At 66.0% G+C, this 23492-nt stretch carries 24 protein-coding genes; 10 read left to right on the forward strand and 14 right to left on the reverse strand.

All coding sequences use genetic code 11. The features are described 5' to 3' along the window. Window positions 1-25: 25 nt before the first annotated feature. Both BR78_RS22090 and BR78_RS21210 read right to left on the reverse strand, forming a co-directional pair. Window positions 26-202: a hypothetical protein gene (locus tag BR78_RS22090; protein ID WP_231478109.1), complete on the reverse strand. Its 177-nt coding sequence runs from the start codon at window positions 200-202 to the stop codon at window positions 26-28. Next, entirely contained in the window at window positions 190-864 is a 675-nt protein-coding gene (locus tag BR78_RS21210) for a DUF998 domain-containing protein (RefSeq protein WP_081855587.1), read from the reverse strand. Before BR78_RS21210 ends, BR78_RS22090 begins: the two co-directional genes overlap by 13 nt. A 23-nt stretch (window positions 865-887) precedes the next feature. On the opposite strand from BR78_RS21210, the gene BR78_RS0102955 reads away from it, so the two are divergent. Together BR78_RS0102955 and BR78_RS0102960 are read left to right on the forward strand one after the other, a co-directional pair. Then, the gene (locus tag BR78_RS0102955) at window positions 888-1361 is read left to right on the forward strand and encodes a potassium channel family protein (protein ID WP_029934859.1); all 474 of its coding nucleotides are present in this window, start codon (window positions 888-890) and stop codon (window positions 1359-1361) included. A gap of 82 nt (window positions 1362-1443) precedes the next feature. Next, window positions 1444-1815: a hypothetical protein gene (locus tag BR78_RS0102960; protein WP_029934860.1), complete on the forward strand. Its 372-nt coding sequence runs from the start codon at window positions 1444-1446 to the stop codon at window positions 1813-1815. 47 nt (window positions 1816-1862) lie between these two features. On the opposite strand, the gene BR78_RS0102965 is transcribed toward BR78_RS0102960, so the two are convergent. Then, window positions 1863-4427, reverse strand: a complete 2565-nt coding sequence (locus BR78_RS0102965) for a cation-translocating P-type ATPase (protein ID WP_029934861.1) — start codon at window positions 4425-4427, stop codon at window positions 1863-1865. 40 nt (window positions 4428-4467) lie between these two features. Further along, window positions 4468-4968: a universal stress protein gene (locus BR78_RS0102970; RefSeq protein WP_081855588.1), complete on the reverse strand. Its 501-nt coding sequence runs from the start codon at window positions 4966-4968 to the stop codon at window positions 4468-4470. 58 nt (window positions 4969-5026) lie between these two features. Here BR78_RS0102970 and BR78_RS0102975 point away from each other — a divergent pair, with 58 nt between their 5' ends. From BR78_RS0102975 to BR78_RS0102985, 3 genes are all read left to right on the forward strand, one after another. Next, window positions 5027-5728: a VIT1/CCC1 transporter family protein gene (locus tag BR78_RS0102975; protein WP_029934865.1), complete on the forward strand. Its 702-nt coding sequence runs from the start codon at window positions 5027-5029 to the stop codon at window positions 5726-5728. 33 nt (window positions 5729-5761) lie between these two features. Further along, entirely contained in the window at window positions 5762-7330 is a 1569-nt protein-coding gene (locus tag BR78_RS0102980; RefSeq protein WP_037565903.1) for an MBL fold metallo-hydrolase, read from the forward strand. A 167-nt stretch (window positions 7331-7497) separates the two neighbouring features. Then, window positions 7498-7671 carry a hypothetical protein gene (locus tag BR78_RS0102985; RefSeq protein WP_156022199.1) on the forward strand — a complete coding sequence of 58 codons (174 nt, stop codon included), beginning with the start codon at window positions 7498-7500 and terminating at the stop codon, window positions 7669-7671. Window positions 7672-7742: 71 nt separating this feature from the next. Here the strand turns inward: BR78_RS0102985 and BR78_RS0102990 are convergent, their stop codons facing one another. Together BR78_RS0102990 and BR78_RS0102995 are read right to left on the reverse strand one after the other, a co-directional pair. Further along, window positions 7743-8672 (reverse strand): L,D-transpeptidase, encoded by a 930-nt coding sequence (locus BR78_RS0102990; protein ID WP_037565905.1) that lies wholly within the window; start codon window positions 8670-8672, stop codon window positions 7743-7745. A gap of 189 nt (window positions 8673-8861) precedes the next feature. After that, entirely contained in the window at window positions 8862-9665 is an 804-nt protein-coding gene (locus BR78_RS0102995) for a universal stress protein (RefSeq protein ID WP_029934873.1), read from the reverse strand. 269 nt (window positions 9666-9934) lie between these two features. On the opposite strand from BR78_RS0102995, the gene BR78_RS0103000 reads away from it, so the two are divergent. Further along, complete coding sequence (locus BR78_RS0103000; protein WP_156022200.1) at window positions 9935-10543, forward strand: hypothetical protein; 609 nt, start codon at window positions 9935-9937, stop codon at window positions 10541-10543. A gap of 184 nt (window positions 10544-10727) precedes the next feature. Here the strand turns inward: BR78_RS0103000 and BR78_RS0103005 are convergent, their stop codons facing one another. From BR78_RS0103005 to BR78_RS0103040, 7 genes are all read right to left on the reverse strand, one after another. Then, window positions 10728-11984 (reverse strand): MgtC/SapB family protein, encoded by a 1257-nt coding sequence (locus BR78_RS0103005; RefSeq protein ID WP_029934876.1) that lies wholly within the window; start codon window positions 11982-11984, stop codon window positions 10728-10730. A gap of 201 nt (window positions 11985-12185) precedes the next feature. After that, window positions 12186-12761, reverse strand: a complete 576-nt coding sequence (locus BR78_RS0103010; protein WP_029934878.1) for an NAD(P)H-dependent oxidoreductase — start codon at window positions 12759-12761, stop codon at window positions 12186-12188. 57 nt (window positions 12762-12818) lie between these two features. After that, window positions 12819-13442 (reverse strand): response regulator transcription factor, encoded by a 624-nt coding sequence (locus tag BR78_RS0103015; protein ID WP_029934880.1) that lies wholly within the window; start codon window positions 13440-13442, stop codon window positions 12819-12821. Next, on the reverse strand, window positions 13439-15337 hold the full coding sequence (locus BR78_RS0103020; protein ID WP_231478119.1) for a PAS domain S-box protein: 1899 nt from the start codon (window positions 15335-15337) through the stop codon (window positions 13439-13441). The genes BR78_RS0103015 and BR78_RS0103020 overlap by 4 nt, the downstream gene beginning before the upstream one ends. A 54-nt stretch (window positions 15338-15391) precedes the next feature. After that, window positions 15392-15742, reverse strand: a complete 351-nt coding sequence (locus tag BR78_RS0103025; RefSeq protein WP_051683179.1) for a response regulator — start codon at window positions 15740-15742, stop codon at window positions 15392-15394. Window positions 15743-15825: 83 nt separating this feature from the next. Next, complete coding sequence (locus tag BR78_RS0103030) at window positions 15826-16809, reverse strand: NAD(P)H-dependent oxidoreductase (protein WP_231478120.1); 984 nt, start codon at window positions 16807-16809, stop codon at window positions 15826-15828. Then, window positions 16806-19460, reverse strand: coding sequence for a bifunctional acetate--CoA ligase family protein/GNAT family N-acetyltransferase (locus BR78_RS0103040; protein WP_029934891.1), 2655 nt, complete (start codon window positions 19458-19460; stop codon window positions 16806-16808). Before BR78_RS0103040 ends, BR78_RS0103030 begins: the two co-directional genes overlap by 4 nt. 132 nt (window positions 19461-19592) lie before the next feature. Between BR78_RS0103040 and BR78_RS0103045 the strand changes: the two genes are divergently transcribed. The 4 genes from BR78_RS0103045 to BR78_RS0103060 all read left to right on the forward strand — a co-directional run bounded on the left by BR78_RS0103045 (window position 19593) and on the right by BR78_RS0103060 (window position 22312). Next, on the forward strand, window positions 19593-19802 hold the full coding sequence (locus tag BR78_RS0103045) for a hypothetical protein (protein WP_029934893.1): 210 nt from the start codon (window positions 19593-19595) through the stop codon (window positions 19800-19802). Between the two features lie 293 nt (window positions 19803-20095). Further along, window positions 20096-20908, forward strand: coding sequence for a universal stress protein (locus tag BR78_RS0103050; protein WP_029934896.1), 813 nt, complete (start codon window positions 20096-20098; stop codon window positions 20906-20908). A gap of 201 nt (window positions 20909-21109) precedes the next feature. After that, on the forward strand, window positions 21110-21910 hold the full coding sequence (locus BR78_RS0103055; RefSeq protein WP_029934898.1) for a universal stress protein: 801 nt from the start codon (window positions 21110-21112) through the stop codon (window positions 21908-21910). A 207-nt stretch (window positions 21911-22117) separates the two neighbouring features. Next, window positions 22118-22312 (forward strand): hypothetical protein, encoded by a 195-nt coding sequence (locus BR78_RS0103060; protein ID WP_231478121.1) that lies wholly within the window; start codon window positions 22118-22120, stop codon window positions 22310-22312. Window positions 22313-22407: 95 nt separating this feature from the next. Here the strand turns inward: BR78_RS0103060 and adhP are convergent, their stop codons facing one another. Next, entirely contained in the window at window positions 22408-23475 is a 1068-nt protein-coding gene (adhP, locus tag BR78_RS0103065; RefSeq protein WP_029934902.1) for an alcohol dehydrogenase AdhP, read from the reverse strand. Between the last annotated feature and the right edge of the window lie 17 nt (window positions 23476-23492).

A 23492-nucleotide genomic window follows, 5' to 3' on the forward strand; every position in this document is an offset into this window, starting at 1 on the left:
TCAATCGCGCGCGCGTGGTTGGGGCTTACCGGGCGCGTTCGTGCCCGGGACGTGGCAGCGCCAGCGCAAGCACGATCACCCATAGCAGATAGGCCCCGACACTGATGCGCTCGTTGATCCCCAGCATGGGCGTTGGAAGATCTTCGGCAACACGAGGCCCATCGAGCGCCGCCAACGCCCCGAACCCCATCACCAGCAGCAAGGTGACAAGGGTGTAGACGCGGAAGCGCCTGCCGGCCGTATTTGCTGCGGAGGCCATGCGAGGACGATGCACGATACCGTCATCGCGGTCAGGGCAATGTGCATTCCGTCGGAGAGGTTCTGCTCGCCGCCGCGCAGGTGCATCGGGAACCACAAGCTTGCGATCAGGCCGAAGACCGCGACGGCAATCAATGACGCGCCCGTGACCCGCAGCGCGCGCGCACGCCCGGTGGATGCGCAAACGCCGAGCCCGAAGGCAAGCAGCAATGCATCATATGCAAGCGCCAGCGGCAGCACGAGCGATCGCGAGGGCGCGCCGATCGCGCTCAGTTCGCTGATCGATTGCGAAGCGTAACCATAGCCCTCCCAGCTGGAAGCGCCTAGAATGTCGGCAACCACATAGACCAGCGACGACAGAACGCCGCAACCGGGCAACGATCTTCTCGGCATCTTCGGCTCCGGGGCGTGAGGCGCACCCCTGCTGCACCGGGCATCCGGCATGTGCATTGCGTAGATGTACGAATGCCAGCAGGCGGCACGGAGAGCGATATCCGTCACGGCGACCATGGCGCTCACCATGGCGCCGGATCCGGGGAGCGGCTGCGCGCCCATGCCGCAAGTGTTCTTCTCTCTCGCTACGTAGAACGCCGCATGGGCAGGCATGCACCGACACGCATATTCGCGCTATGTCCCTTCTTGCCCAGCTCTTCCTCGCCAGCATCATGGCGGCCGCGACGATCGGCATCCATCTCGCGGGCTTGACGCTGATGCTGATGCTTTTGCGCCGCCACCGGTCCCAGCGCCGGCGCGTCAACGTCCATCTCCATGACGGCATCGGCATCGTCACGGCAGCGTTCGGATTGTTCGTACTGCATGCAATCGAGATCTGGGCCTATGCGGCACTCTATGTCGTCGGCGGGGCGCTGCGCAGCCTCGAGGAGGCGCTCTACTTCTCGACATCCACCTACGCGACCATCGGCTATGGCGATATCGTGCTGGCGCCCGGCTGGCGCGTGCTTGGCGCCATCGAAGGCGCCAACGGGGTGATCCTGCTCGGCTGGTCCACCGCCTTCTTCGTGGCCGTCGTCAGTCGCATTCGCCTGCTCGAGATCGAAATGGAAGCAGGCCCCGAAGGCGATCAGGCGCGAGGCCCGGCATGAGAGAGCGACGCCAGACCGTGTCGTTACCGCTACGTACCATAACCGATGGCCCGGCCGCACTCGGACTGCAGATTATCTGGTCATGACTTGGTACATGATCCGCCTCGACCTTGCGCGCACGCGCGATTTCCCCGATGGCTCACGCGAGCATTGCTATCTGCTATGCGTGCCGCTCGACGTCCATGACATCATAGACGGGGAGGCGCTTGCCGGAAGGCCGGACCGTGCGACCGTGCTGCGCTCCTGGCCCGATGCACCTGAAATGACCGGCTATCTGGTCCACAAGCGAAAGGGCTGGACTTTCTCCTACGCGCCGGGCGACGCGGATGACGAGCCGCTGTTCCACCTCGAGACGCATCCGCTCCGGGAGGGCGAATATGTGACGGTCACCGAGCGCGACGGCACTCCGCTCGCGTTCGAAATCGTATCGCGCGCGGCGCTCGATCTGATCTGAATATCGCGGGACTGGCCGAGCCGGAGTCGGGAGAAGATACTCCCGGGTCACGCAGTCCAGTTGATCCGCCGGCGCCGCTTGATCGCTTCGAGCAACAGGAGCACGAACACCGCGGCAAGCACGGCGGCCACTCCCTGCCCCGCGCCGAGCGGCGCAAAGCGGAGCACCGCGCTCACGGCCGGTACGAACTGCGCCAGCGCAAGCACGAGGAAGATCACCGCGACTACCGTGGCGAAAGCGGCGTTCGGGCGCAGCACCGCACTCGCGATCGACGCGGAGAAGGACCGATTGACGAGCACCAGGGCAAGAACTGCGCCGACCAGCGCGAAGAACATCGTCGACCGCAATGCCAGCTCTCCGGTTCCATTGAAGAATGACCAGAGAACCAGACCTCCGACCGAAGCAAAAGCGAACAGGCCCTGTCCTGCGGACCATATGATCAGGTCACCGGACAGCAGCGCGCTGGTCGGCGCACGCGGCGGCCGGCGCATGACATCGGCTTCCTCGGTCTCGGCCTCGAACACAAGCGAGCAAACGGGATCGATGATCATCTCGAGCAACGCGATATGTATGGGGGCGAGGAGAACCGGCAGGCCGAACAGCAGAGGCATCAACGCCAATCCCGCGACCGGCACATGCACGGCGACGATGAAACCCATCGCCTTTCTGAGATTGTCGTAGATCCGCCGCCCGACCCGGATCGCCGTGACGATCGAGCCGAAATCGTCGTCGAGCAGCACGATCGACGAAGCCTCGCGCGCGACGTCGGTGCCACGGCCACCCATGGCGATCCCGATATGCGCAGCTTTGAGCGACGGCGCATCATTCACTCCATCGCCGGTCATCCCGACGATCTCGCCGCGAGCCTTGAGCGCCTCGACGATCCGCAGCTTTTGTTCCGGCATGATCCGCGCGAAGATCGTGATCTCCATGACCTTTGCCGCAAGCGCCGCGTCGCTCATCGACGCGAGCATCGCGCCGGTCACGACCTCGCCCCCATCGATCCCGGCACGTGCAGCGATCGCGCGGGCAGTCTCGGGATAGTCGCCGGTGATCATCACCACGCGGATGCCGGCGTTGCGGCACTGCCGGACGGCATCCGGGACCGAGGGACGGAGCGGATCCTGCAGCCCGACCAATCCGCGGAACGCGAAGGTGAAGCCGCGCTGGGTGTCGGGCAGCCCCGCCCCGTGCCACTGCGCTTCGGCGACCCCAAGCACGCGCAGTCCTTGCGAGGCCATCTCATCGACTGCGACCTCGATCCCGGCGCGCGCGGCGAGGTCGAGGTTGCACAGCTCGGCGATCGCCTCCGGAGCCCCTTTGGTGGCGACCACCTGATCTCCGTCGGGCTCGCCTGTGGTCCAGACATGCGAGACCGCGAGCAGGCCCGGATCGAGCGGATAGCGGTGGCGCAGGTCCCAGCCTGGCTCCTGGCGGCGCGGCAGGTCGGCCGTCCCGTCGCGGCCGGCAAGGTCATGAAAGGCGATCTCCATCGGATCGAACGGTTGCGGCACACTGGCGAGAATGCCGAGCTCGGCGAGCTGCCAGAAATCCCCCGACAAGGCGGTCTCGCCGCCTCCCTCGAATTTGCTGCCGTCGGGCAATCGAAGCTCGACGACGGTCATGCGGTTCTGGGTGAGCGTCCCCGTCTTGTCGGTGCACAGCACCGTCGCCGAGCCCAGCGTTTCGATCGCCGCGGCGCGCCGGGCGAGCACGCGAACCCGCGACATGCGCATCGCCCCCATCGCCATGAACACGGTCAGGACGACGGGAAATTCCTCGGGCAGCATCGACATGCCGAGCGCAATCCCCGCAAGCGCGCCCTCGAGCCAGGCATCGCGCAACAGCCCATAGAGCAGGACGGCGAGCAGGCTAGCCGCGGCACCCCCGGCCGCGAAGGCCAGCACGAGGCGCCGGGTCTGGCGATAGAGCCGGGGTGCGGCAGTCTCGAGGCCGGCCAGCGACTGGCCGATCCGGCCGATCTCGCTTCGCAGGCCCGTCGCCGCGACGAGGCAGAGCCCGCTGCCACGGGCCACCAGCGTGCCCGAGAAGACATAAGGAAGCGCACCGCCGCCCGGCCGGGGGAGCCCGGCCGGCGGGTCGACGGCGAGCCCGGATTTCTGAACAGGAACCGATTCGCCGGTCAGCAGCGATTCGTCGAGGTACAAACTGTCATTTTCGAGCACCCAGCCATCGGCCGGGACCCGATCTCCCTCGGCAAGCACCACCAGGTCGCCGCGCACCACCTCGCGCCCCGGAATGCGCTTCCGCTCGCCATCGCGCACCACCAACGCGCGCGGACTCGCCAGGTCGCGCAGCGCCTCCAGCGCGCGTTCGCTGCGCGACTCCTGGACCACGGTGATCAGCACCGAGAAGCCGGCAAGCGCGATCAGGATCAGCGCTTCCGCAAGGTCGCCGAGGGCCAGATAGACGATGCCGCCCGCTACGAGCAGTGCCAGCATGGGCTCGCGCAACACCTCGAGGACGATCGCCAGGAACGTGCGTCCGCCCTGGCGGGGTAGCTCGTTAGGGCCCTCGGCTGCGAGCCGCAGCGAGGCGTTGCGCGCGCTGAGCCCGGGATGCGGCGCCGGGCTCTTTGCGGCACTCTTCATAGCTACATCGTCCTTCCTGCTTGCCCGTGCGACGGCCCGTTCAATCGCGTACGACAAACACCGAGCAGCGCGCATGGCGAACGACCCGATCCGCATTCGCCCCCAGAAGATAATCCTTCATCTGCGGGCGATGCGAGGAGAGTATGACGAGGTCGGCCCCGATCCGTTCGGCCACCGCAAGAACGCCGCGATAGACACTGCCGGTCGCGACATGATGATCGACACCGGTGATGTCGGTGACCGAGCCCGCGAGCGAGGCGAGCCGTGCCGCGGCGACGTCCACGAATTCCTGAAACGTGATCGGCGACCATTGCGCCTCCAGCATGAGGTTCCAGTCGGGAACGACCGTGACGAGCGCGAGCGCGGCGTCAAAGTGCCGACAGAGTGTCACCGCCGTCGGCAATGATTTCTGCCACGAGCTGGGCTGGTCGAGATCGACCGGTACCAGGATGCTGCGATACATGGCGCTCTCCCCAATTGCTTCCGTCGGCGGCCTGATGCCCCCGGGAGTCACCGGGCCGTCGTAGCGCCGCTGCGCCATGCCGCCCCTCGGTAGGTTACGTAGTCACTCCTGCAGCATGCGATGGCATGATGCGCCGATGACCAGATTGAAGCGGCATATTGAGCGGCACGCAGTCTCGCGGATCGGATGGCTTCGCGCGGCGGTACTCGGCGCCAATGACGGGATCGTGTCGACGGGCAGCCTGATCGTCGGCATCGCCGCATCCGGCGCGGCGAAGGAGCAGGTGCTCCTCGCCGGCGTGGCAGCACTTGCCGCTGGCGCGATGTCGATGGCGGCAGGCGAATATGTCTCGGTCAGCTCGCAATCCGACACCGAAAAGGCCGACCTTGCCCGTGAGACCCGCGAGCTCGCGGAGCAGCCGGAGCTGGAGCGGGAAGAGCTTGCGGGGATTTATGAGCGTCGCGGGCTGGATCGCAGGCTCGCCCTCAAGGTCGCGGATCAGCTGATGGTCAGCGACGCGCTTGGCGCCCATGCGCGCGACGAGCTCGGGATCTCCGAAATCTCGACTGCGCGTCCGCTCCAAGCGGCGTTCGCCTCCGCAGCGACGTTCAGTATCGGCGCGGCAGCACCTTTACTCTCGGTGCTGCTGGCGCCATCCGCAATGCTGGCGGCGAGCGTTGCCCTCACGTCGCTGCTGTGCCTCGCGGTGCTCGGCGGGCTCGGCGCGCTCGCCGGTGGCGCGAAGCCGGCGCGGTCGATCGTACGCGTTACCTTCTGGGGCGCTTTCGCCATGGCTCTCACTGCCGGTGTGGGGCTGCTGTTCGGCACGAGCATCTAGAGCATCCACTCGCCCATACCCGGAAAGGCAATCATGACGCTTGAACTCACTTTCCACGGCGCGGCAGGCACCGTGACAGGGTCCTGCATGGAACTGCGCGCGGGCGCGCAGCGCATTCTTGTCGATTGCGGCCTGTTCCAGGGATCGCGCAGTCTCGAGGCGCTCAATCACGAGCCTTTGCCGTTCGACCCGCGCAAGGTCGACGTCATCATACTCACCCACGCCCATCTCGACCATTCGGGGCGACTGCCGGTACTGGCACGAAACGGCTGTCGGGCGAAAATCTGGTGCACGCCGCCCACGGGCCAGCTGCTCGCGCCGCTGCTCGCCGACTCCGCCCGACTTCAGGCCAGCGATGCAGAACGGCGCAACCGCCGGCCTGATCGCGCCGGGCTGACGGCGTTCGAACCGCTTTACGACGATCGTGACGTCGAGCGGACGGTCGAGCAAGTCGAGACACTACGCTACGGTCTGTGGTCGAAAATCGCACCGGGCGTGGAATTACGGTTCAGCGATGCGCATCACATCCTTGGTTCGGCGTCGGTCGAGGTCCGGGCCGGCGGGCAGCATCTTCTGTTTTCCGGCGATATCGGCACGGCGGCCGCGGACGCCATCGAGCCGCAGGCGCCCCCGGAAAGGTGGGATCATCTGATCTGCGAAGCCACCTATGGCGACAGGGACCGGCAACTCTATTCGCTCGCCGAACGTCGCGAGATTTTGGCCACCTGCGTCGAGCCGGCATTGGCAAAAGGTGGCAATCTGCTGATCCCGGCCTTTGCTCTGGAACGTACCCAGGCAGTCCTCGGCGACCTTGTCGCGCTTTTCGCATCGGGGCGCCTTCGGCCGAGCCCGGTATTCGTCGACTCGCCGCTGGCTGACCGCGTGACTCGCGCCTATCGGCGATATGACGACGGCGAGAGCCCTTCCCCGTTCGACGATCCCCATGTCCAGTTCACCTCTACCGTCGACGAGTCCAGGGCGCTCAACCGCGTCTCCGGCGCAATCATCCTCGCCGGCTCGGGGATGTGCACCGGGGGGCGTATCCGCCACCATCTGGTGCGCAACCTGCCACGCGCCAATTCGACCGTGCTGCTGGTCGGCTACCAGGCGCGCGGCACCCTGGGCGCGGTACTTCAATCGGGGTCGGAGACCGTCCGGATAATGGGGTACGACATCCGGGTTCGCGCCGAGATCATGTCGGTGGATGCCTATTCGGCGCACGCCGACCGTGCCGGCCTGTTGCGATGGCTGGAAAGGCGTGCGCCGGTGGCCGGCAGCCTGTTCCTCGACCACGGCGAAATCCCCGCGCTCGACCGGCTCGCCGCCGATGCGAGCGAGATTCCGGGTCTGCCGAAGCCACTCGTGCCGATGCTCGGCGAACGATTCCGCCTCGACAAAGGTTCGCCGGCACGGCGTATCGGCGAGCCCCGGCCCCAGGCGGCCGATCTGGTGGCGCCGCAAGACTGGCGCAACCGTTATGGAGCCTTCGTGTCGTCGCTCGAATACAGGCTGCGCGCATTGCCGTCGGACGCGGCGCGCCGGCGCGCGATCGAGGCAGCGGAGCGGGCCATTCGCGGACAGGAGGCGTCCGGGCATCCGTAACCTTCCCAGGCGAAAAAGTTCCCCGGAACGCGAATCCTCCCCATGCTCGCCCGAGTGGCGAATCGAGGAGATGCCCATGTACGCACTCGATGCCTTTGCCAGGGACCGGCACCGCCGGATCCGCCATGCCGGCCCGCGAGCCGGCGGCAGGTGACGCAGGCGAGACCATGCGCATCCGATCCCCCCATCACCATCTTCGCAAGGGGCTGACGCATCCAAACCGGCTCGTCGCCGCGTTCGCATGGGTGTTCTTTCTGGTCCTGCTGTGGATGCTGGTTCGTGTCGCGGCGGTCCTGCTCGACGACTTCTGGGTGCTGGTTATCGCAATGTCGCAGCCTTGAATCGGCGGTCGCGCGCATCCTCGCCTCTCCGCAGCGGCGCTGCCGTGCCGTCACCGCCGGAACCGGCAGCTTTAGCGTGGCGCTTCGCTCTCGATCAGCGCAATCGGGCTTGCGCCGCTGCGCAGCGAGTCCGCGGTCACGATCACGGTGGTGCCCGGTACGAGCAACCCGGCGACGCGTCTGCGGAAATCGGGGTCGGCGCTGAAGCGATCCCCAAGGTCAGCGACGGGCGCACCGGAGGGCGTCCGCCCCGGAAGCATCACCGTAAACCAGTGATAGCCGCCGGCATCGACCGCGCGTAGTACATAGGCCGTCGTTCCCGCGACGGCGCCGCGGATCACCACCGGCGCCGAGCCGATCACCTCGCCGTTGCGCAGCACGACAACGCGGCGATCGCCACCGCTGACGACGATCGACAATGGACCTTCGGACGCGCGCTCGGGGTGCCACTCCGGGGCTTCCGACGCCGCGCCCTCGTCAGCGCCGAGGAGGTTCGCGGTCGGCGCCAGCCGTGGCACGGCCGCGCGGTCAGTAACGATCACCGTCATCCCCAGGCGCGTGACGCCGTACAGAAGCCGGGCAAACTCGAGCGGCAGGCGGATGCAGCCATGCGAGGCGGGATAGCCGGGGAGTTCGCCGGCGTGGAGCGCAACCCCCTGCCAGGTGAGACGCTGCATATAGGGCATGGGCGCATTGTCGTAGATCGTCGAGAAATGGCGCGCGTGCTTCTGCAGAATCGTGAAAATCCCGGTTGGCGTCTGGTAGCCATCGCGGCCCGTCGAAACCGTCGAAATCGCGATCGGCACGCCGTTTCGGTAGAGGATCGCGCGCTGGGTAGCGCGGTTGACGATGAGCAACACGGGGCCCTCCGGCGCAATCTCGGGCGCCCAAAGAAACTCGCCGGGCTTTAGCCGCGCGACTGCTTCCATAACGGTGCCCTCGTGAAGCGACACCTGCGCTGCGGCACCACTCACCGTCGAGACGGCGAGCAGCGCGGCCATGAACGCTTTGCGCCCTGACGATGGCCGCGCTCTCGCGAGAGGATGACGTGGACCCGAGGGCAGCATCAATTCAGTCCTTCATGGTAAAACGACGCGCCGGACACCGGTCCGGGGCGGGAGGCGGCACGGGTCCCGGCGGCCTTCGGCCGGACCGGAATCGGGCGCTCATCCGACTTGCGTCCCGGACGTTCAATGCGCCAGAAACAGGGGGACCGGGCACTCGTCGAGCATGCGCTTGCTGACTCCCCCGAAAACGGCCTCGACGAAGCGGCTGTGACCGAAGCCACCCATCACCAGATAGGCTGCCTCGACTTCATCGATGACATCGAGGATGACCGTGCTCGGAATGTCGACCATCGCACTCTCGCGACGAACGACAGGCCTGATGTCGTGGCGCGACAGATAGGCGGCGGCTTCCTCTGCCGGCTGCTTTACCGAGCCGTCTGCGACCTCGAGGATCGTGACGGCGCTCGCCTTCCGGAGGAGCGGTACAGCGGCCCGAAGTGCCGCTTCCGCCTCGGGTGAGCCGTCCCAGGCGATCAGCGCATGACCGAATGCATCAAAGCCTCTCGCGCTTTCGGGGACAGCCACGACGGCCCGCCCGGATTTGATCACGACCTCGCCTACGAGCGCGCGCATGTCGGGATATGCGACCTGCCCGAGTTCCCGGTTGAGCACGATGAGATCTGCGAGCCCGGCTGCCTCGCGCATGCAAGGGCTCAGGAACCCTGTCGTGTCATGCCAGGTAAAGGGTACCTCCTCCCTTGCGAGGCGCGGCTCCATGTGCGCGCGATTGCGCCGTTCGCGGTCCTGTTCGTCCGCGGCCAGAACGTCTGCGGCCCCGCTCATCGCGAAGTCCGCCGCGAGAACCGGCACGACCGCCACGTCGACGCAGGTCAGGTGCCCATCGAGGGCACGCGCGAGATCGAGAGCCGCCTGGAAACGCGCTTCCTGGCCGGTATCGTGATGCATCAGAACGAGCACATTCTTCATCGTCGCCTCCCTTGGAAATGTGGCGAGGCTATGGGCGCCGGCCGGCACGCGACATGCGGAATGTTACGGACGCGCGCGGCGTGGGATGATGGCCTGGCTCAGGCGCGGCTGGTCCCAATGCTCGATCGGTCGCGATGGAGAATGAGGCATCTCGGACTCGAGCCCGCGCTCCAGTACCTACGGATGTCCCCGATCCCCCACGCGATGCCGATGAACTCGCGGAGGTTCGTAACTTTCCCAATCGATCCTTTCCGCCGCGCCGCGCATCCATGTCCGGCACGCTGGAGAAAGTGATGTCGCAATTCGGCAAGATATCGGCGGGTGCCGCCTGTGCGGCGAGCATTGCCTATGGGGTAGCGCAGATCCTGCAGGTTGCCGGGATGCTGCCGACGCCGCTCGACCGCTTCCTGATCTTCGCGCCTTCGCTGGTCTTGGCGCCGTGCTTCGTGCTGGCACTCGTCGCGGCATGTGTGCACGCCTCCCCATCGCAACGGATCTGGCGGTTCTCCGCACTCTCCTTCGCGCTGCTCTATGCGGGTCTGGTGAGCGTCGTGTACGTCAGCCAGCTCGGCGTGGTCCTGCCCCGCGAGCTGTCAGGCACCGGGACCGGCTTCGAAATCGTCGGTTGCTGTTCGTTCCGGCAACCGATGACCGTCATCGACCTGCTCGGCTATATCTATATGAGCCTCGCGATGCTGTTGCTTGCGCCCAGCTTCGACGGGCGACTCCGCCTGCTGCTCACTCTCAACGGGTTGCTCGCGATCCCCATCTTTCTGCAGCTCTTCTGGCCGGCGCTGATCTGGCTCGCCGCGCCGTGGCTGATCCTCTTTCCTGCCGCCATGCTCCTGCTGGCGTTTCATTTCCACGGAGACGAATGATGCCGCACAAACCCTTGGGACCCGCACCCGACACGATCGATCCCCACGCTCCTGCGGAAGCGCCGCGGATCGATTGTCCGGTCGAGCAGCCAACCCGCGGCACACCGGAGTTCAATTGTCCACCGGACCCGAGCTACCGGCCCGATGAGGCGCCGCAGGAGCAGCCATCGTCGGATCCGGACATCTAGGCCAGAACGGCCAGCGCGCAGATTCCGATTACCAGGCTCGGCAGGAGCAGGGCCAGCGCCGCCCATGGGGCGGATCGCCAACCCGCGATCCCAAGCGTCAGCCCGAGCTTGAGCAGCGTGTTGAACGCAACCGGCGCGGCGATCGCCAGCGCAGCGAGCCGGGGTGACAATGCGCCAGCGGGAAGCCCGCCGATCGCCGCTATCGCCGAATCGACATCGACCATGCCCCCGATCACGATGGCCGCCGCGGCACCACTCCGGCCGACCTGATGATCGAGCCAGGCGGCCGCGAGTGTGACAGCCGCGACAAGCGCCGCGAAGAAGAGCGCAGTGGCAAGTCCTGGCGGCCGCTGCGATGCCCTGGCGGTGACGCTTTCGGACGTCGCGGCGATCGAGACGAGGATGATCGCGGCGATCACCGATACCAGCAGGGCCGGACCGACGAGAAACAACACGGTTCGGAGTGCGCCTGGCGCCAACAGGACGACAAGAATCACCGTCCGGATGAGCATTATGGCCGACGCCAGCGCAATCCCTGCCTGATTGGCGTCTCCCTCCCGGCGCCGGATCGCATGGGCGCAGGCCAGGGTGACGGCCGTGGACGAAACCAGCGCGCCGACGCCCGCCGCGAAAAGCCCCCCATGCTTGTCGCCGAGCCATCGCGTCAGGACATAGCCACCAAAGGAGATGGCGGCGATCACCACGACGACGAACCACAATCGTCTGGGGTTGAGACTGCCATAGGGGCCCAATCCGACGTCCGGCAGAAGCGGCAGAACGAGAAAAATCACCAGCCCGAGACGGATCAGCGCCTGCACGTCCTCCTCGGAGCTTTGCTGGAGAAGCGCGTGGAGCGGCTTGCGGGCAGCGAGGAGTGCGACGAGCGCGGCCGCTGCGGCCGCGGCGAGCGCGTGATGCCCCGTCGATGCGAGCGACCCCAGCAACATGGTCGTGAGCGCCGCGATGGCCCCGGTCGCGCTGACGGTGCGCTCCTGTCGCATCTCGATCGCGTGGGCGACCAACAGCGCGCCCGCCGCGCCGCCGCTGGCCAGCACCGCGATCCACTGAACGGGCCCGGATACCGCAACGCCCGCAAGACCGCCGAGCAGGCCGAGCATCGCGAAGGTCCGGACACCTGCCACGCGCTGCCCCGGTGCCTCGTCGCGCTGTTGCCAGCCACGCTCGAAGCCGATCAGCAGACCGATGGCGACGGCCAGGGCCATACCCGGCAGGAAGGAGGGCAGCGGGAACATCTCAGGCGATCCTCCGCTGATGGGACGCAACGGTGTCCGGGCGGGCGAACTGGTGGCGGCACCGACTCATATGCTGCACGCCGGTTCCTGGCCATTGGCGCGCCCGGCGGGCGTGAACGGGGCCTTTGGCCGGGTCGCACAGCGACGCGTCTGCGGAGTGCAGAAACTCGCGAGCGCGCGCGGCTACGCCGGTGCCGAAGATCAAGCGGCAGCCATTCCGAGGTTCAGCATCGTATCGAGCCACTTCTCGCGCATCTCGCCATCGCCCTCGACGCCGCCGATCAGCGTGTGCTCCACAGGCTTGATTCCGGCCAGCTTCAAGATGTTGCGCTCGAAGCTCTTCACGCTGTGGGCGCCGAAATAGAAGCGATAGAAGAAGGCGGGCATTCCCATCGTCACCACGAGCCTCGCAGAGCGGCCTCCGAGCAGCGGCTTCGGCATGGTACCCTGCTCCAGCGCGAAACCCGGACGGGCTACTTGCTCCAGAAACGCCTTCAGCAGAGCCGGCACGTCGCCGAGCCACAATGGATAGAAAAAGACGATGTGGTTTGCCCAGCGGATCGCTTCCTGCGCATCCCGAATGGCCAGGACGGGAGTGCCATTGGTCCAATCGCCACGTGATCGAAGGATCGGGAAATCGAGCGCCGCGACCTCGACCCGCTGCACATCGTGCCCGCGGTCGGCAGCGCCGGAGGCATATGCATCGGCCAAGGCGTGAATGAAGCGCCCGCGGTCGGGATCGGGATGGCCGTCGATGATCAGGATATTCTTGCGCATGCTGCGCAACCTGCTGAGGCATCGAGGGCAGCTCCATACGTAGATGTGCGAACCCGCCTAGGGCTTTTCAGCTCCAAGGCCGGCGGCAAAAGCGATCCGCAGCGCATCGGAAAGACTGCGTGCACCCAGCTTGGTCATCACGTTGGCGCGATGGACCTCCACCGTGCGGGCGGAGATGCCGAGGTCGTAGGCGATCGTCTTGTTTGGCAGCCCCTGGGCGAGACCTTCCAGCACCTCGCGCTCGCGCGGGCTTAGTGCTCCAAGCACCACGGCGGCCTCTTCGGCGCGTGCGCTCACCTCGCCGCTGGCGTGAAGGCGTTCGAAAGCGGCGTCGATCGCAGCCAGAAGGACTTCTTTTTCGAATGGCTTCTCGATGAAGTCGACGGCGCCGGCCTTCATCGCGCGAACCGCGATCGAGATGTCGCCGTGTCCGGTCAGAATGATGACCGGCATGGTCACGCCGCGCTCGTGCAGCGTCTGCTGGACCGTCAGACCATCCATCTCCGGCATGCGAACGTCGAGCAGGATGCAGCCCGCCTCGACATGACGGACCTCCTTTAGAAACGCCACGCCTGAAGGCCAGGTCTGGACCGTGAAACCCGATGTTTTCAGCATGAAGCTGGCGGATCGCCGGACGGAATCCTCGTCGTCGACGATGTGGATCAGCCTGGTTTCGGTCATTGGTTCTCCTCCGGCTTCGCAAGCGGGATCGTGAAGTGAAACAGCGCGCCGCCGCCGTTGCGCGGCTCCATCCAGATCCGCCCGCCATTGGCCTCCACGATCGTCCGGCAGATCGATAGGCCAAGCCCCATGCCCTCGCTCTTGGAGCTGTTGAAGGCGCTGAAAAGATTCTCGACGATATCGTCTGCGACGCCGGGACCGGTGTCCGCGACGCTCACCTGCGCCATGCCCTGCGCTGCGGGCATGCTGGTCACGGAGAGCTCACGCACCTTGGCGCGCTCCATCGCCTCGACGGCATTGCGCATCAGATTGACCAGCACCTGCTGGATCTGCACCTTGTCGACGAGCACCGGCGTCGTGCGCGGATCGATCGCGAAGCTGACCTTCACGCCCTTCTCCGCTGCCCCGATCAGAGCGAGCTTGGAAGCTTCGTCGATCAGCTCCGGCAGATCTTCCACGCTCTTCTCGACCTCGCCGCGCGAAACGAATTCCCTCAGCCGGCGAACGATATGTCCTGCCCGAAGCGCCTCGTTCTTGGCGTCGTCGAGCGCGTCGATGATCATAGGAAAATCCTGCTCGTGAGGCTGCAGAAGAAGGTCGCGAACGCCGCGCACGTAATTGGCGACCGCGGTGATCGGTTGGTTCAGCTCGTGCGCCAGCGTCGATGCCATGGTACCCATGGCACTCACGCGCGCAACATGGATCAGGTCGGCCCGCAAGGCCTCGATATGCTCGTCGGCGGCCTGTTTCTCGGACAGATCGCGAATGAAGCCGGTGAAGATGCGGTCGCCCTCGGTGAGCGCCTCGCCGACCGCGAGTTCCATGGGAAATGTGGAACCATCACGTCGCTCGCCGACCACGACGCGACCGGTGCCGATGATGCGACGTTCTCCGGTAGAGAGATACCGGTCGAGATAGCCGTCGTGCCGCTCGCGATCGGGCGACGGCATCAGCATGCTGACATTTCGGCCGCGCACTTCCGCTTCGGTGAAACCGAACAGGCGCTCCGCCGCGGCGCTGAACGACAGGATCTTGCCAGCGTCGTTGATCACGATCATCGCGTCGGGAACAGTTGCGAGGATCGAGCGGAACTGGTTTGCGCTCGCCGACAACTGCCGCTCCCAGGCGCGCTGTTCGGTGACGTCCCGGATGACCTTTCCGAAGCCCCGCAGTTCCCCCGTGGCGCCGTGCAGCGCCGTAATCGTGACATGGGCCAGGAACTCGGAGCCGTCCTTGCGGACGCGCCAGTCTTCCTCCTCGAACCGCCCGGCGGTGCGCGCGATCTCGAGGTCTTGCGCAGGCTTGCCGCTCTCCCGCGCCGCCGGAGGATAGAAGAGATCGCTCGGCTTCCCGAGTATCTCCTCGGTGGCCCAGCCCTTCAGCTGTTCCGCGCTCTTGTTCCACAACGCTACGCGACCATGGGGATCGAGCATGTAGATCGCATAGCCCTCGGCACCGTCGATCAACAGATTGAGCTCATCGGCCAGATTCTGCGCCTCGGTGGTCCTCAATTCCGCCGTGCGCTCGCTCCGACCCGAGATTGCGCGCAATCCGCTGATCTGATGGCCCGCCCAGATGAGCACGGCGGACGTGGCGACAAAGGCGATAAGCTCAATGACCTCGATCGTACCGCCGGGCCCGCCGAGCGTCTGGACGGCAAGTATCGCGAGCACAACGGCGACGATGGCAGGCCAGGCGCCGGCAAACACCGCAACGACCACTACCGCGGCGGTGAACAGCAAATAGAGCGTGCGGCCATCCAGCCATGGATCCAGCGCCAGCCGGGCCGCAAACGCGGTCGCCACGGCGAGTACGGCCAGGCCAAAGCGCGCGATGCGCTTTTCCGGCCCAGGGCGCGGGTCTGCCGCCAATTCGGCTCTGCCGGTGTCGGTCACTGGCGAGCGCTTATACGGCGAATGCAGACATCGTTACGCATGTTACGCGGCGCGTCAGGCCGTTGGCAAGCGAAGCGCCGCGAGCAGCTCCTGATGACGCATCGGTTTGGCAATCACTGCTTCAAACCCGGCAGCATGTGCGGCGCGGTCGATCTCCTTCGAACCAAATCCCGTCACAAGAATGGCGCGTCCATGCCAACCGCGCTGGCGGAGCGCCGTCAGCAGGCGGACCCCATCGCTATCGCGCAGACGATAGTCCGCGATCAGAATCGCGGCATCGCGAGAGGCCGGGTCGGCAATGGCCGCTTCCGCCGCGGAGAACGCCTTCACGCGATATCCTTTGCCGGCAAGGAGAAGCTGCAGGGAGCGGCGCACGCCATCTTCGTCCTCGACAAGAAGCACCATGGGACGCGAGTCGTCTCGCATTGTGGATGTCACTGTCGATAGCGCCTTGCTTTCGGAGTCGCGGACCCCTTGCGGAATCTGGGTCACTCTGCGCCGCTCCGCCTGATCGTCCGCGACTGTTGGGCACGCTTCTCGCTGAGCACTTCCGCCGAGACCGCCCGCGCCCGTTCGCCGACGACTGCAAGGCATTCTTCGACGAAATGCGGCTTCACGCCGGGAACGATCGAATCGAAATGGGTGTGACCACAGTCCCTGAGCGAAAAGATGTTTTCGAGATAGGTTTCGAAGGCCTGTCGGAGCGCGAGCCACTGGCCCTGCTCCTCGAGCCAGGGACGTGTCGATGCCGAGGAAGTGAAGAGCATCAATCGCTTTCCGGCGAGCAAGGGGTTCACCGCGCCCTGCTTGATGGCAGCCGCGCTGAAGCCCGCTCCGAGGACCCGGTCGATATAGCCCTTGATGATCGCCGGCGGCATGCCGAACCAGATCGGATACACCAGGGTGATCACGTCGGCCTCGCGGAGCAGTTCGAGATCCTCCGCAATGTCCGGAGAAGGCCTGAAGGATCCGCCTGCCGGACGTTCGTCCGCTGCAAGAAGCGGATCGAAGTTGAGAGCATAGAGATCGCGGAGCACACATTCATGCCCGCATGCCCGAACCGCATCACAATAGGCCTGCGCGACCGTGGCGGTGAAGCTCCCTGGGTCTGGATGGCCGAGCACCACGAGGTGATGGGGCTGCACGAATGGCGCGGGTTGCGAAAGCGGCTCCATCAACCCGGTCCCGCAAGCACTGCGCCGGCCATCGCGGTCAGAAAGATCACGCACAGACCCAAACTGCCGACAAGGACGCGCAACTTGCGCTCCGCCGCACAGCGGTCTTCCGGAAGCTGCATGAGCGCGTTGTTCATCTCCACCTCCGATGTCCTCTTTTCCCGCTTTTCGGCCGGGACGAACCTCACCGACATTGGGATGTTTACGGAGTCCTGCCGAAAGGATGGTGCGCACGGCATCCGCCGCGCGATGATCGCCGCGCGCAGGGACCTGCCGATTGGACGTGGTCAGGCTCAAGCGAGCTCCTTGCGCGCAATCATTTCGGAAGGACTGTCGTCACAGGGAACCGTGCTGAACCCGAATTCGCGTTCGAGGGCGATCGCCGCATGGTTCTCGCGGCTTTCGAGGGATTCGAGCACGCGGATACCGTTCGCTTTGGCATAGCGCAGGACGTGTTCGGTCAATGTCCAGCTGATGCCCCTGCCCTTCCATCCTGCATGAACCGAGATCGCGAACTCTGCGCGGGACTTGTCACCTGCGGCGGCAATCATGGCGGTGGCGACCAGCGTCCCATCACCCGCAAAGGCGAGGAAATTGATCGAGCGATCGTAATCGACCTGCGTCATCGCGGCGAGCCGGTCATGCCCGACCTCCTGAATCGCGCTGAGGAAGCGGAACCGCTTGTCCTCGGCCGTGACGTGCTGGAAGAACTCGGCGAGTTCCCATTCGTCGCTTGGCAGCACCGGGCGGACATGGAGTTTCACGCCGTCGCGCGTGGCGAGATCGGCCGACCATTTGGCCGGCACCGCACGCAGCACCATGCGCGACGATGCCGGCTGAGGCGTGATCCGGATGCGCGCGTCGAGCGCAACCACGCCTTCGGATGCGACCAGCAGCGGGTTTACATCCAGCTCGGCAATGTCGGGAAATTCCACGCATAGCGCCGAAACCGCCTCGAGCACTGCAAGCACGGCGTCGATGTCCGCCGCTTCCTGTCCCCGATGCGCCGCGAGGAGCCGCGCGATCCTCGTACGATCGAGCATGTCCCTGGCAAGCGCGGCGTCCAGCGGCGGAAGCCCCAGCACGCGGTCGCCGATCAGCTCGATATCGACTCCGCCGGCGCCGACGGCAATCACGGGGCCGAATTGCGCGTCGTCGGCGAGCCCGACAAACAATTCACGCCCATGCGGCATGCTGACCATTTCCTCGATCTCGAATCCGGTGATCGCTGCACCAGGCAGGGAGCGACCGAGCTCCTCGCGTATCTCGAGCGCCGCCGCGGCTGCGGCTTGCGGATACTGCACGCCCAGGACGACACCCCCGAGGTCCGATTTGTGGACGATCGCCGGGCTGACGACCTTCACTGCATAGGGTGGGGGCAGCCCGGCGCACGCTGCCTCGACGTCGGCGACGCTGGCGGCGAAGCGCGACCGCGCAACCGGTATGCCGAAGCAATCGAGAATGGACTTGGCTTCGATCGACGTGAGCAAGGTGCGCCCTTCGCCGCGCGCGGCTTCGATCATTTTCCGGGCGCGCGCGATATCGAAGCCTCCGGCGACGCTCTCGGCCGGCGCGCGCAGCAGCGATACACGCGCCTCGTCGGCGGCGATGAGATAGCCGAAGCCGCGTACTGCATCGTCGAGATTGTCGAACACCGGCGTCCCGGGCGCGCTCAGGAGCGGCCGTGCCGCGTCCGCATTGCCCGCGCCGAGCCAGCAGGCGAGCAATGGCTTCTCGCGGGGGAAATCGGACGCCGCGAGTTCTGCAGCGACTCCTCTGGCGATCTCGGCACCCGAGGCGAGCGCCGTCGGGCAGTGGATGACGAGCAGCGCATCGACATTCGGATCGCGCGCCACCGTCCGCACGGCGGCGGCGAAGCGTTCCGCTTTTGCGTCGCCCACCACGTCGACGGGATTCGCACGAGACCAGCCTGCCGGGAGGGCCGAATCCAGAACCGCGATGGTATCCGGAGCGAGGTTCGCGAGCACGCCTCCGGTGGCCTGGAGGACGTCGGTTGCGAGGATGCCGGGGCCTCCACCATTGCTGACGATGGCGAGGCGGCGGCCCTCGAGTGGCGGGCGATCCGCGAGCACCTGGGCGGCATCGAACAACTGGGTGAGACTTTCGACGCTGACCAGCCCGGCGCGGCGGAATGCGGCCTGATGCACGTCATAGGCCCCTGCCAGCGCCGCGGTGTGCGATACCGCCGCAGCCGCAGCCGCATTGGAGCGTCCGGCCTTGAGCACGATGACCGGCTTCGTCCGGGCAGCGGCGCGCGCCGCCGACATGAACTTCGCGGTCTGCGTGATGCCCTCGACATAGAGTGCGATGGTCCTGGTGTGCGGATCGGCCGCGAACAGGTCGATCAGATCGCCGAGATCGACATCCGCCATGTCGCCCACCGAGACGATGCCGGAGAAACCGACCGCGCGACTTTGGGCCCAGTCGATCATCGAAGTCACCAGGGCGCCGCTTTGCGAAATCAGGGCGAGCCCGCCCGGGTTGGGATTGCGATGGGCAAAGGTCGCATTGAGCCGGGCATGGGGCAGCACCACGCCCAGGCAGTTCGGCCCCACGACCCGCAACAGATGCGGCCGGGCAGCGTCCAGCATCCGCTGGCGGAGCTGCGCATCGTGAAAGCCGGCGGACAGGACGACGGCGAGCCGGGTGCCCCGGGCGCCGAGCTCGGCGATGACCTCCGGCACGGCCGCGGCAGGTGTTACGACGATTGCCAGGTCGGGCGCCATCGGCAGATCCGCGACCGAGACCACCCACCATTCGTCGTCCAGCTCGACGCGTTTCGGATTGACTGCGAAGATCGCCCCGTCGAAGCCGGAGTCGATGATGTTCTCAAGCACGCGCTGGCCAAGTGCGCCCGGACGGGACGAAGCGCCGATCACGGCAACGCTGCGGGGGCGGAGCAGCAATTCGAGATTGCGCACGGACATGATGGACTCCTCAACAGGGACGATCCTCGCCCATCTGCCGACGGGCGGGAGAACTTCCGATTAGGGATTCCCACAATTCTGCGTGCGCGCGGTCCCGCCTACCGCTGGACCATCGGACCCAGGAGGAAAATCATGGCCGAAGATTACCCGGTCGCCAGCGCGACGGAGCCGTGGAGCGAGATGGCCAGATGGGCAGTCGAATGGCCCGTGGCGATGAGCGGATTGTGGTGGGCATGGGCGCTCACGGCCTGGCATTCGCATCATCACCGGGCGCCGGGCCATCACGACCTGCCCGTGCCGGCTCCGATCGCGGACGAGGGCGAACCTGCGCTGTTTGCCTGACGGCGAGCGGAGGAAACCACTCTGGATCGACCGGGCCGCGACCGGCTGGCGGGCCGGTGCGAATGTGCCTGATATGCCGTCCCTGCTCCGGCTCGCGGGCCCGGATAGCACCGCTTTGCAATCACCGGCATCGTGCCGGGCCGCGAACGCAGCTATGCGGCAGGCTAGCTCTCAAACATCTGTAGCGGCCAGTCTGCACGCCGGAGCACCGGCCCCGTACGGGGATTCCACAAATGCGCCACATCCGCAGCCGCGCATAATCCTCGGAAATCGTCGGGTAGATGGAGACATTCATGATCCGTGATCTTCTTGCGATGGTTGACAATGCAACCACGGCCAGACCGTTCCTGGACCGGGTTCTCGCGTTCGCAGCGGCACGCGGCGCCCATGTCGAGATCGCGGCACTCACGCCAAGCCCGTACGTTGCCGAGATGCTTCTTCCGGCCGGCGGGATGTATCTGCCCGAGGAAGCGCTGGCCCGCGATGACAGCGCCAAAGTGGCAGCAATTGAGGCGCTGATCGCGGACGCGCACGCGCAGGTGTCGGTATTCGGCCTTCACGACGACGTCGCATGGCTCGCGGGAGACATGCGGCGCAGGCGTCAACTGGCCGACCTCGTCCTGGTTGCGACCTCGGAAGCCTGGGACTCGCCATGGTTGCGTCGACGCGTGCTGGAAACCTCGATCCTTGCCTCTGGCACACCGACGGTGATTCTGCCGCCCGACATGGACCTTGCGCCGGTCAGGCACGCCGTGCTGGGATGGAAACCGTCGCCCGAGGCGAACCGCGCCGTGCACGATCTTGTCGCGATCGCCGAACAAGGTGCGAAGGTCGATGTCGTCATCGTCGATCAGGATGCCCAATCCGATGCTGGCGAAGAAGTGTGCCGGCATTTGAGCCGTCACGGCCTGATGCCCGAGCTTCATCGCGTCTCATTCGAGGGCATGGACGACGCCGAGGTGATTTGCGGATACGCAGTGCGTGGCAAGGCGGATTTGCTCGTGGCCGGAGGCTTCGGGCACTCGCGATTTCGCGAGATCTTCTTCGGCGGCGTGACGCGCCATCTCCTTGACGACATTACCGTCCCGGTGATGCTCAGCCACTGAGCGGCGCAAATCTGACACGGGATCGGCCCGCGCACCTGAAGCGCATCCGTCGGCAGGGCGCGGCGACGGCAGCCGCACATCAAACCGCGGCGCGGTCGTATCGCGCGACCTGCCGTCGCCTCACTACGGACAATTGCGAATGGGTGCGGGTGCGAGCGCGCCATAATTTCGCGGGCCTGACGAGTTTGCACGGAGGCAATGATGAAAAACATTCTGGTGCTCATGCATGACGACGTTGGCCAGGAAGCCCGCTTCCAGGCCGCCCTGGACGTGACCCGCGCGCTCGATGGCCACCTCACCTGCATCGACGTTGCCGTCAAACCGGTCACCGTCGACGACTATGCGACGCTCGGCGGTGCAGCCCTGCTGCTCGGCGACGAGCAGGTGAGCGAAGCGGCGAACCGCGCGCGGATGGAGAAGCGCCTCAAGGTGGAGGGTGTCGCCTATGACTGGATCCAGACGACCGGTTTCCTCAGTCCAAGCGTTCGCGAGGCCGCAGGACTCGCCGATCTGATCGTCCTCAACCGCGACATCAAGGATGCCTATCCGGACATGGAGGAGGTGGCGACCGAGGTCTTGATCAAGTCAGGGCGTCCGATCCTTGCGGTGCCGCGCGCGTGTCAGCGGTTCGATGCCTGTGGGCAGGCGATGATCGCCTGGGACGGATCAGTCGAAGCTGAAAAGGCCTTGCGCGCCGCGGTGCCGTTGCTCCAGCTCGCGAGCACAGTCACGATCGTGGTATGCGAGGACGGCTCCATCAAGACTCCGGTGGAGGAGGCCGCTGCCTATCTCTCCCGCCACGGCGTCAAACCCGTCGTGCACCCGATCGGATATGCACTGGACATACCCAGCACGATCCTGCTCGAGCAGATCGAAGCGAACGGCGCGGCCTATCTCGTAATGGGCGGATTTGGTCGCAGCCCGTTCATCGAGGCCGTGCTGGGCGGCGTCACGCGGCGCATGCTCCACGAAAGCCCGGTCCCGCTGTTCCTCGCGCACTGATTGCCGCACGGTTGACCACCCGGACCCGACCGCGGCCCTCGTTGCTTCGCCCACGCCGGATCGGATCGGTCATGTCTGAGCAATGCGCTCCGGAAAAATGGAACGAGGGCCTCGCAACCGGCGGCCCTCCCTTTCGGGAAGGTTGCCCCTTCCGCGTGGACCTCGCATAGGTGCTGGATGCAGGGGGAAGCTACGATATTGCTACGCGTGCGCGGCCTGATCGAACGGCTCGCCCCGGAGCCGATTTGCGACGGGTGCATCGCGGAAAAATTGAACCTCACCCCGGGCCAGGCAAATCAGACGGCGCGCGAGCTCGCCGGCGGCGACGGCTTCGAACGGCAGAGCGATATCTGCGCGATCTGCGGCGCGTCGCGGACGGTCACGAGAAAGCGGGTGCGCTGACGCCACGCGGAAAGCGGCGGCACTACGCGAGCCGGCGAGCCGTCGCTGCTTCTTCCAGGTAGAATGGCCGGCGCTCCATCAGGGCCTGAACCAGGTCAGGCCGCCACGGCCTGCTTCCCGGGTTGCGAGACCGGCGCATTCTCGAAGTCCAGCACGATGCGGCCTTCGATCTCGCCCCGGTGCATCCGCGCGAACACATTATTGATGTCCTCGAGCGTTTCGGTGGCCACGGTTGCGTGGACCTTCCCTTGCGCAGCAAAATCGAGCGCTTCCTGAAGGTCGAGCCGGGTCCCGACGATCGAGCCGCGCACGGTGATGCCGTTGAGCACCGTATCGAAGATCGACAGCGGAAAGTCGCCCGGCGGCAGGCCGTTGAGCGACACGGTACCGCCGCGGCGGACCATCCCCATCGCCTGCTGGAATGCCTTGTTCGAGACGGCGGTCACGAGCACGCCTTGTGCGCCGCCAATCTCCTTGCGGATGAAGGCGGCTGGATCGGTGTCGAGCGCGTTGACGGTGAGCTGCGCGCCGAGCCTGCGGGCGAGATCGAGCTTGGCATCGTCGATATCCACCGCGACGATGTTGAGCCCCATCGCCCTGGCATATTGCACGGCCATGTGCCCCAGCCCGCCGATTCCGGAGATCGCCACCCAGTCACCGGGTTTGGTGTCGGTGACCTTGAGACCCTTGTAGACCGTCACGCCGGCGCAGAGCACCGGTGCGATCTCGACGAAGCCGATATTGGCGGGCAAGTGGCCGACATAGTTGGGATCGGCGAGCACATATTCGGCGAAGCTGCCATTCACCGAATAGCCGGTGTTCTGCTGGCTCTCGCACAAAGTCTCCCAGCCGCCGAGACAATGCACACAGTGGCCGCAGGCGGTGTAGAGCCAGGGCACGCCGACGCGGTCACCCTCCTTCACATGCGTGACGCCCTGCCCCACCGCGGCGACATGGCCGACGCCCTCATGGCCGGGGATGAAGGGTGGCTTCGGCTTCACCGGCCAGTCGCCCTCGGCGGCATGGAGATCGGTGTGGCAGACGCCGGCGGCGGCGACCTTCACCAGGATCTGGCCGGGCCCGACCTCGGGCACCGCGACTTCCTCGATGACGAGCGGCTTGCCGAATTCGCGGACGACGGCCGCCTTCATGGTCTTGAGCATGACGAGATTTCCTTCCC

Origin of the sequence: Sphingomonas sp. UNC305MFCol5.2 (assembly GCF_000712135.1) — a bacterium.
In the GTDB taxonomy this organism is placed as follows: domain Bacteria; phylum Pseudomonadota; class Alphaproteobacteria; order Sphingomonadales; family Sphingomonadaceae; genus Sphingomonas.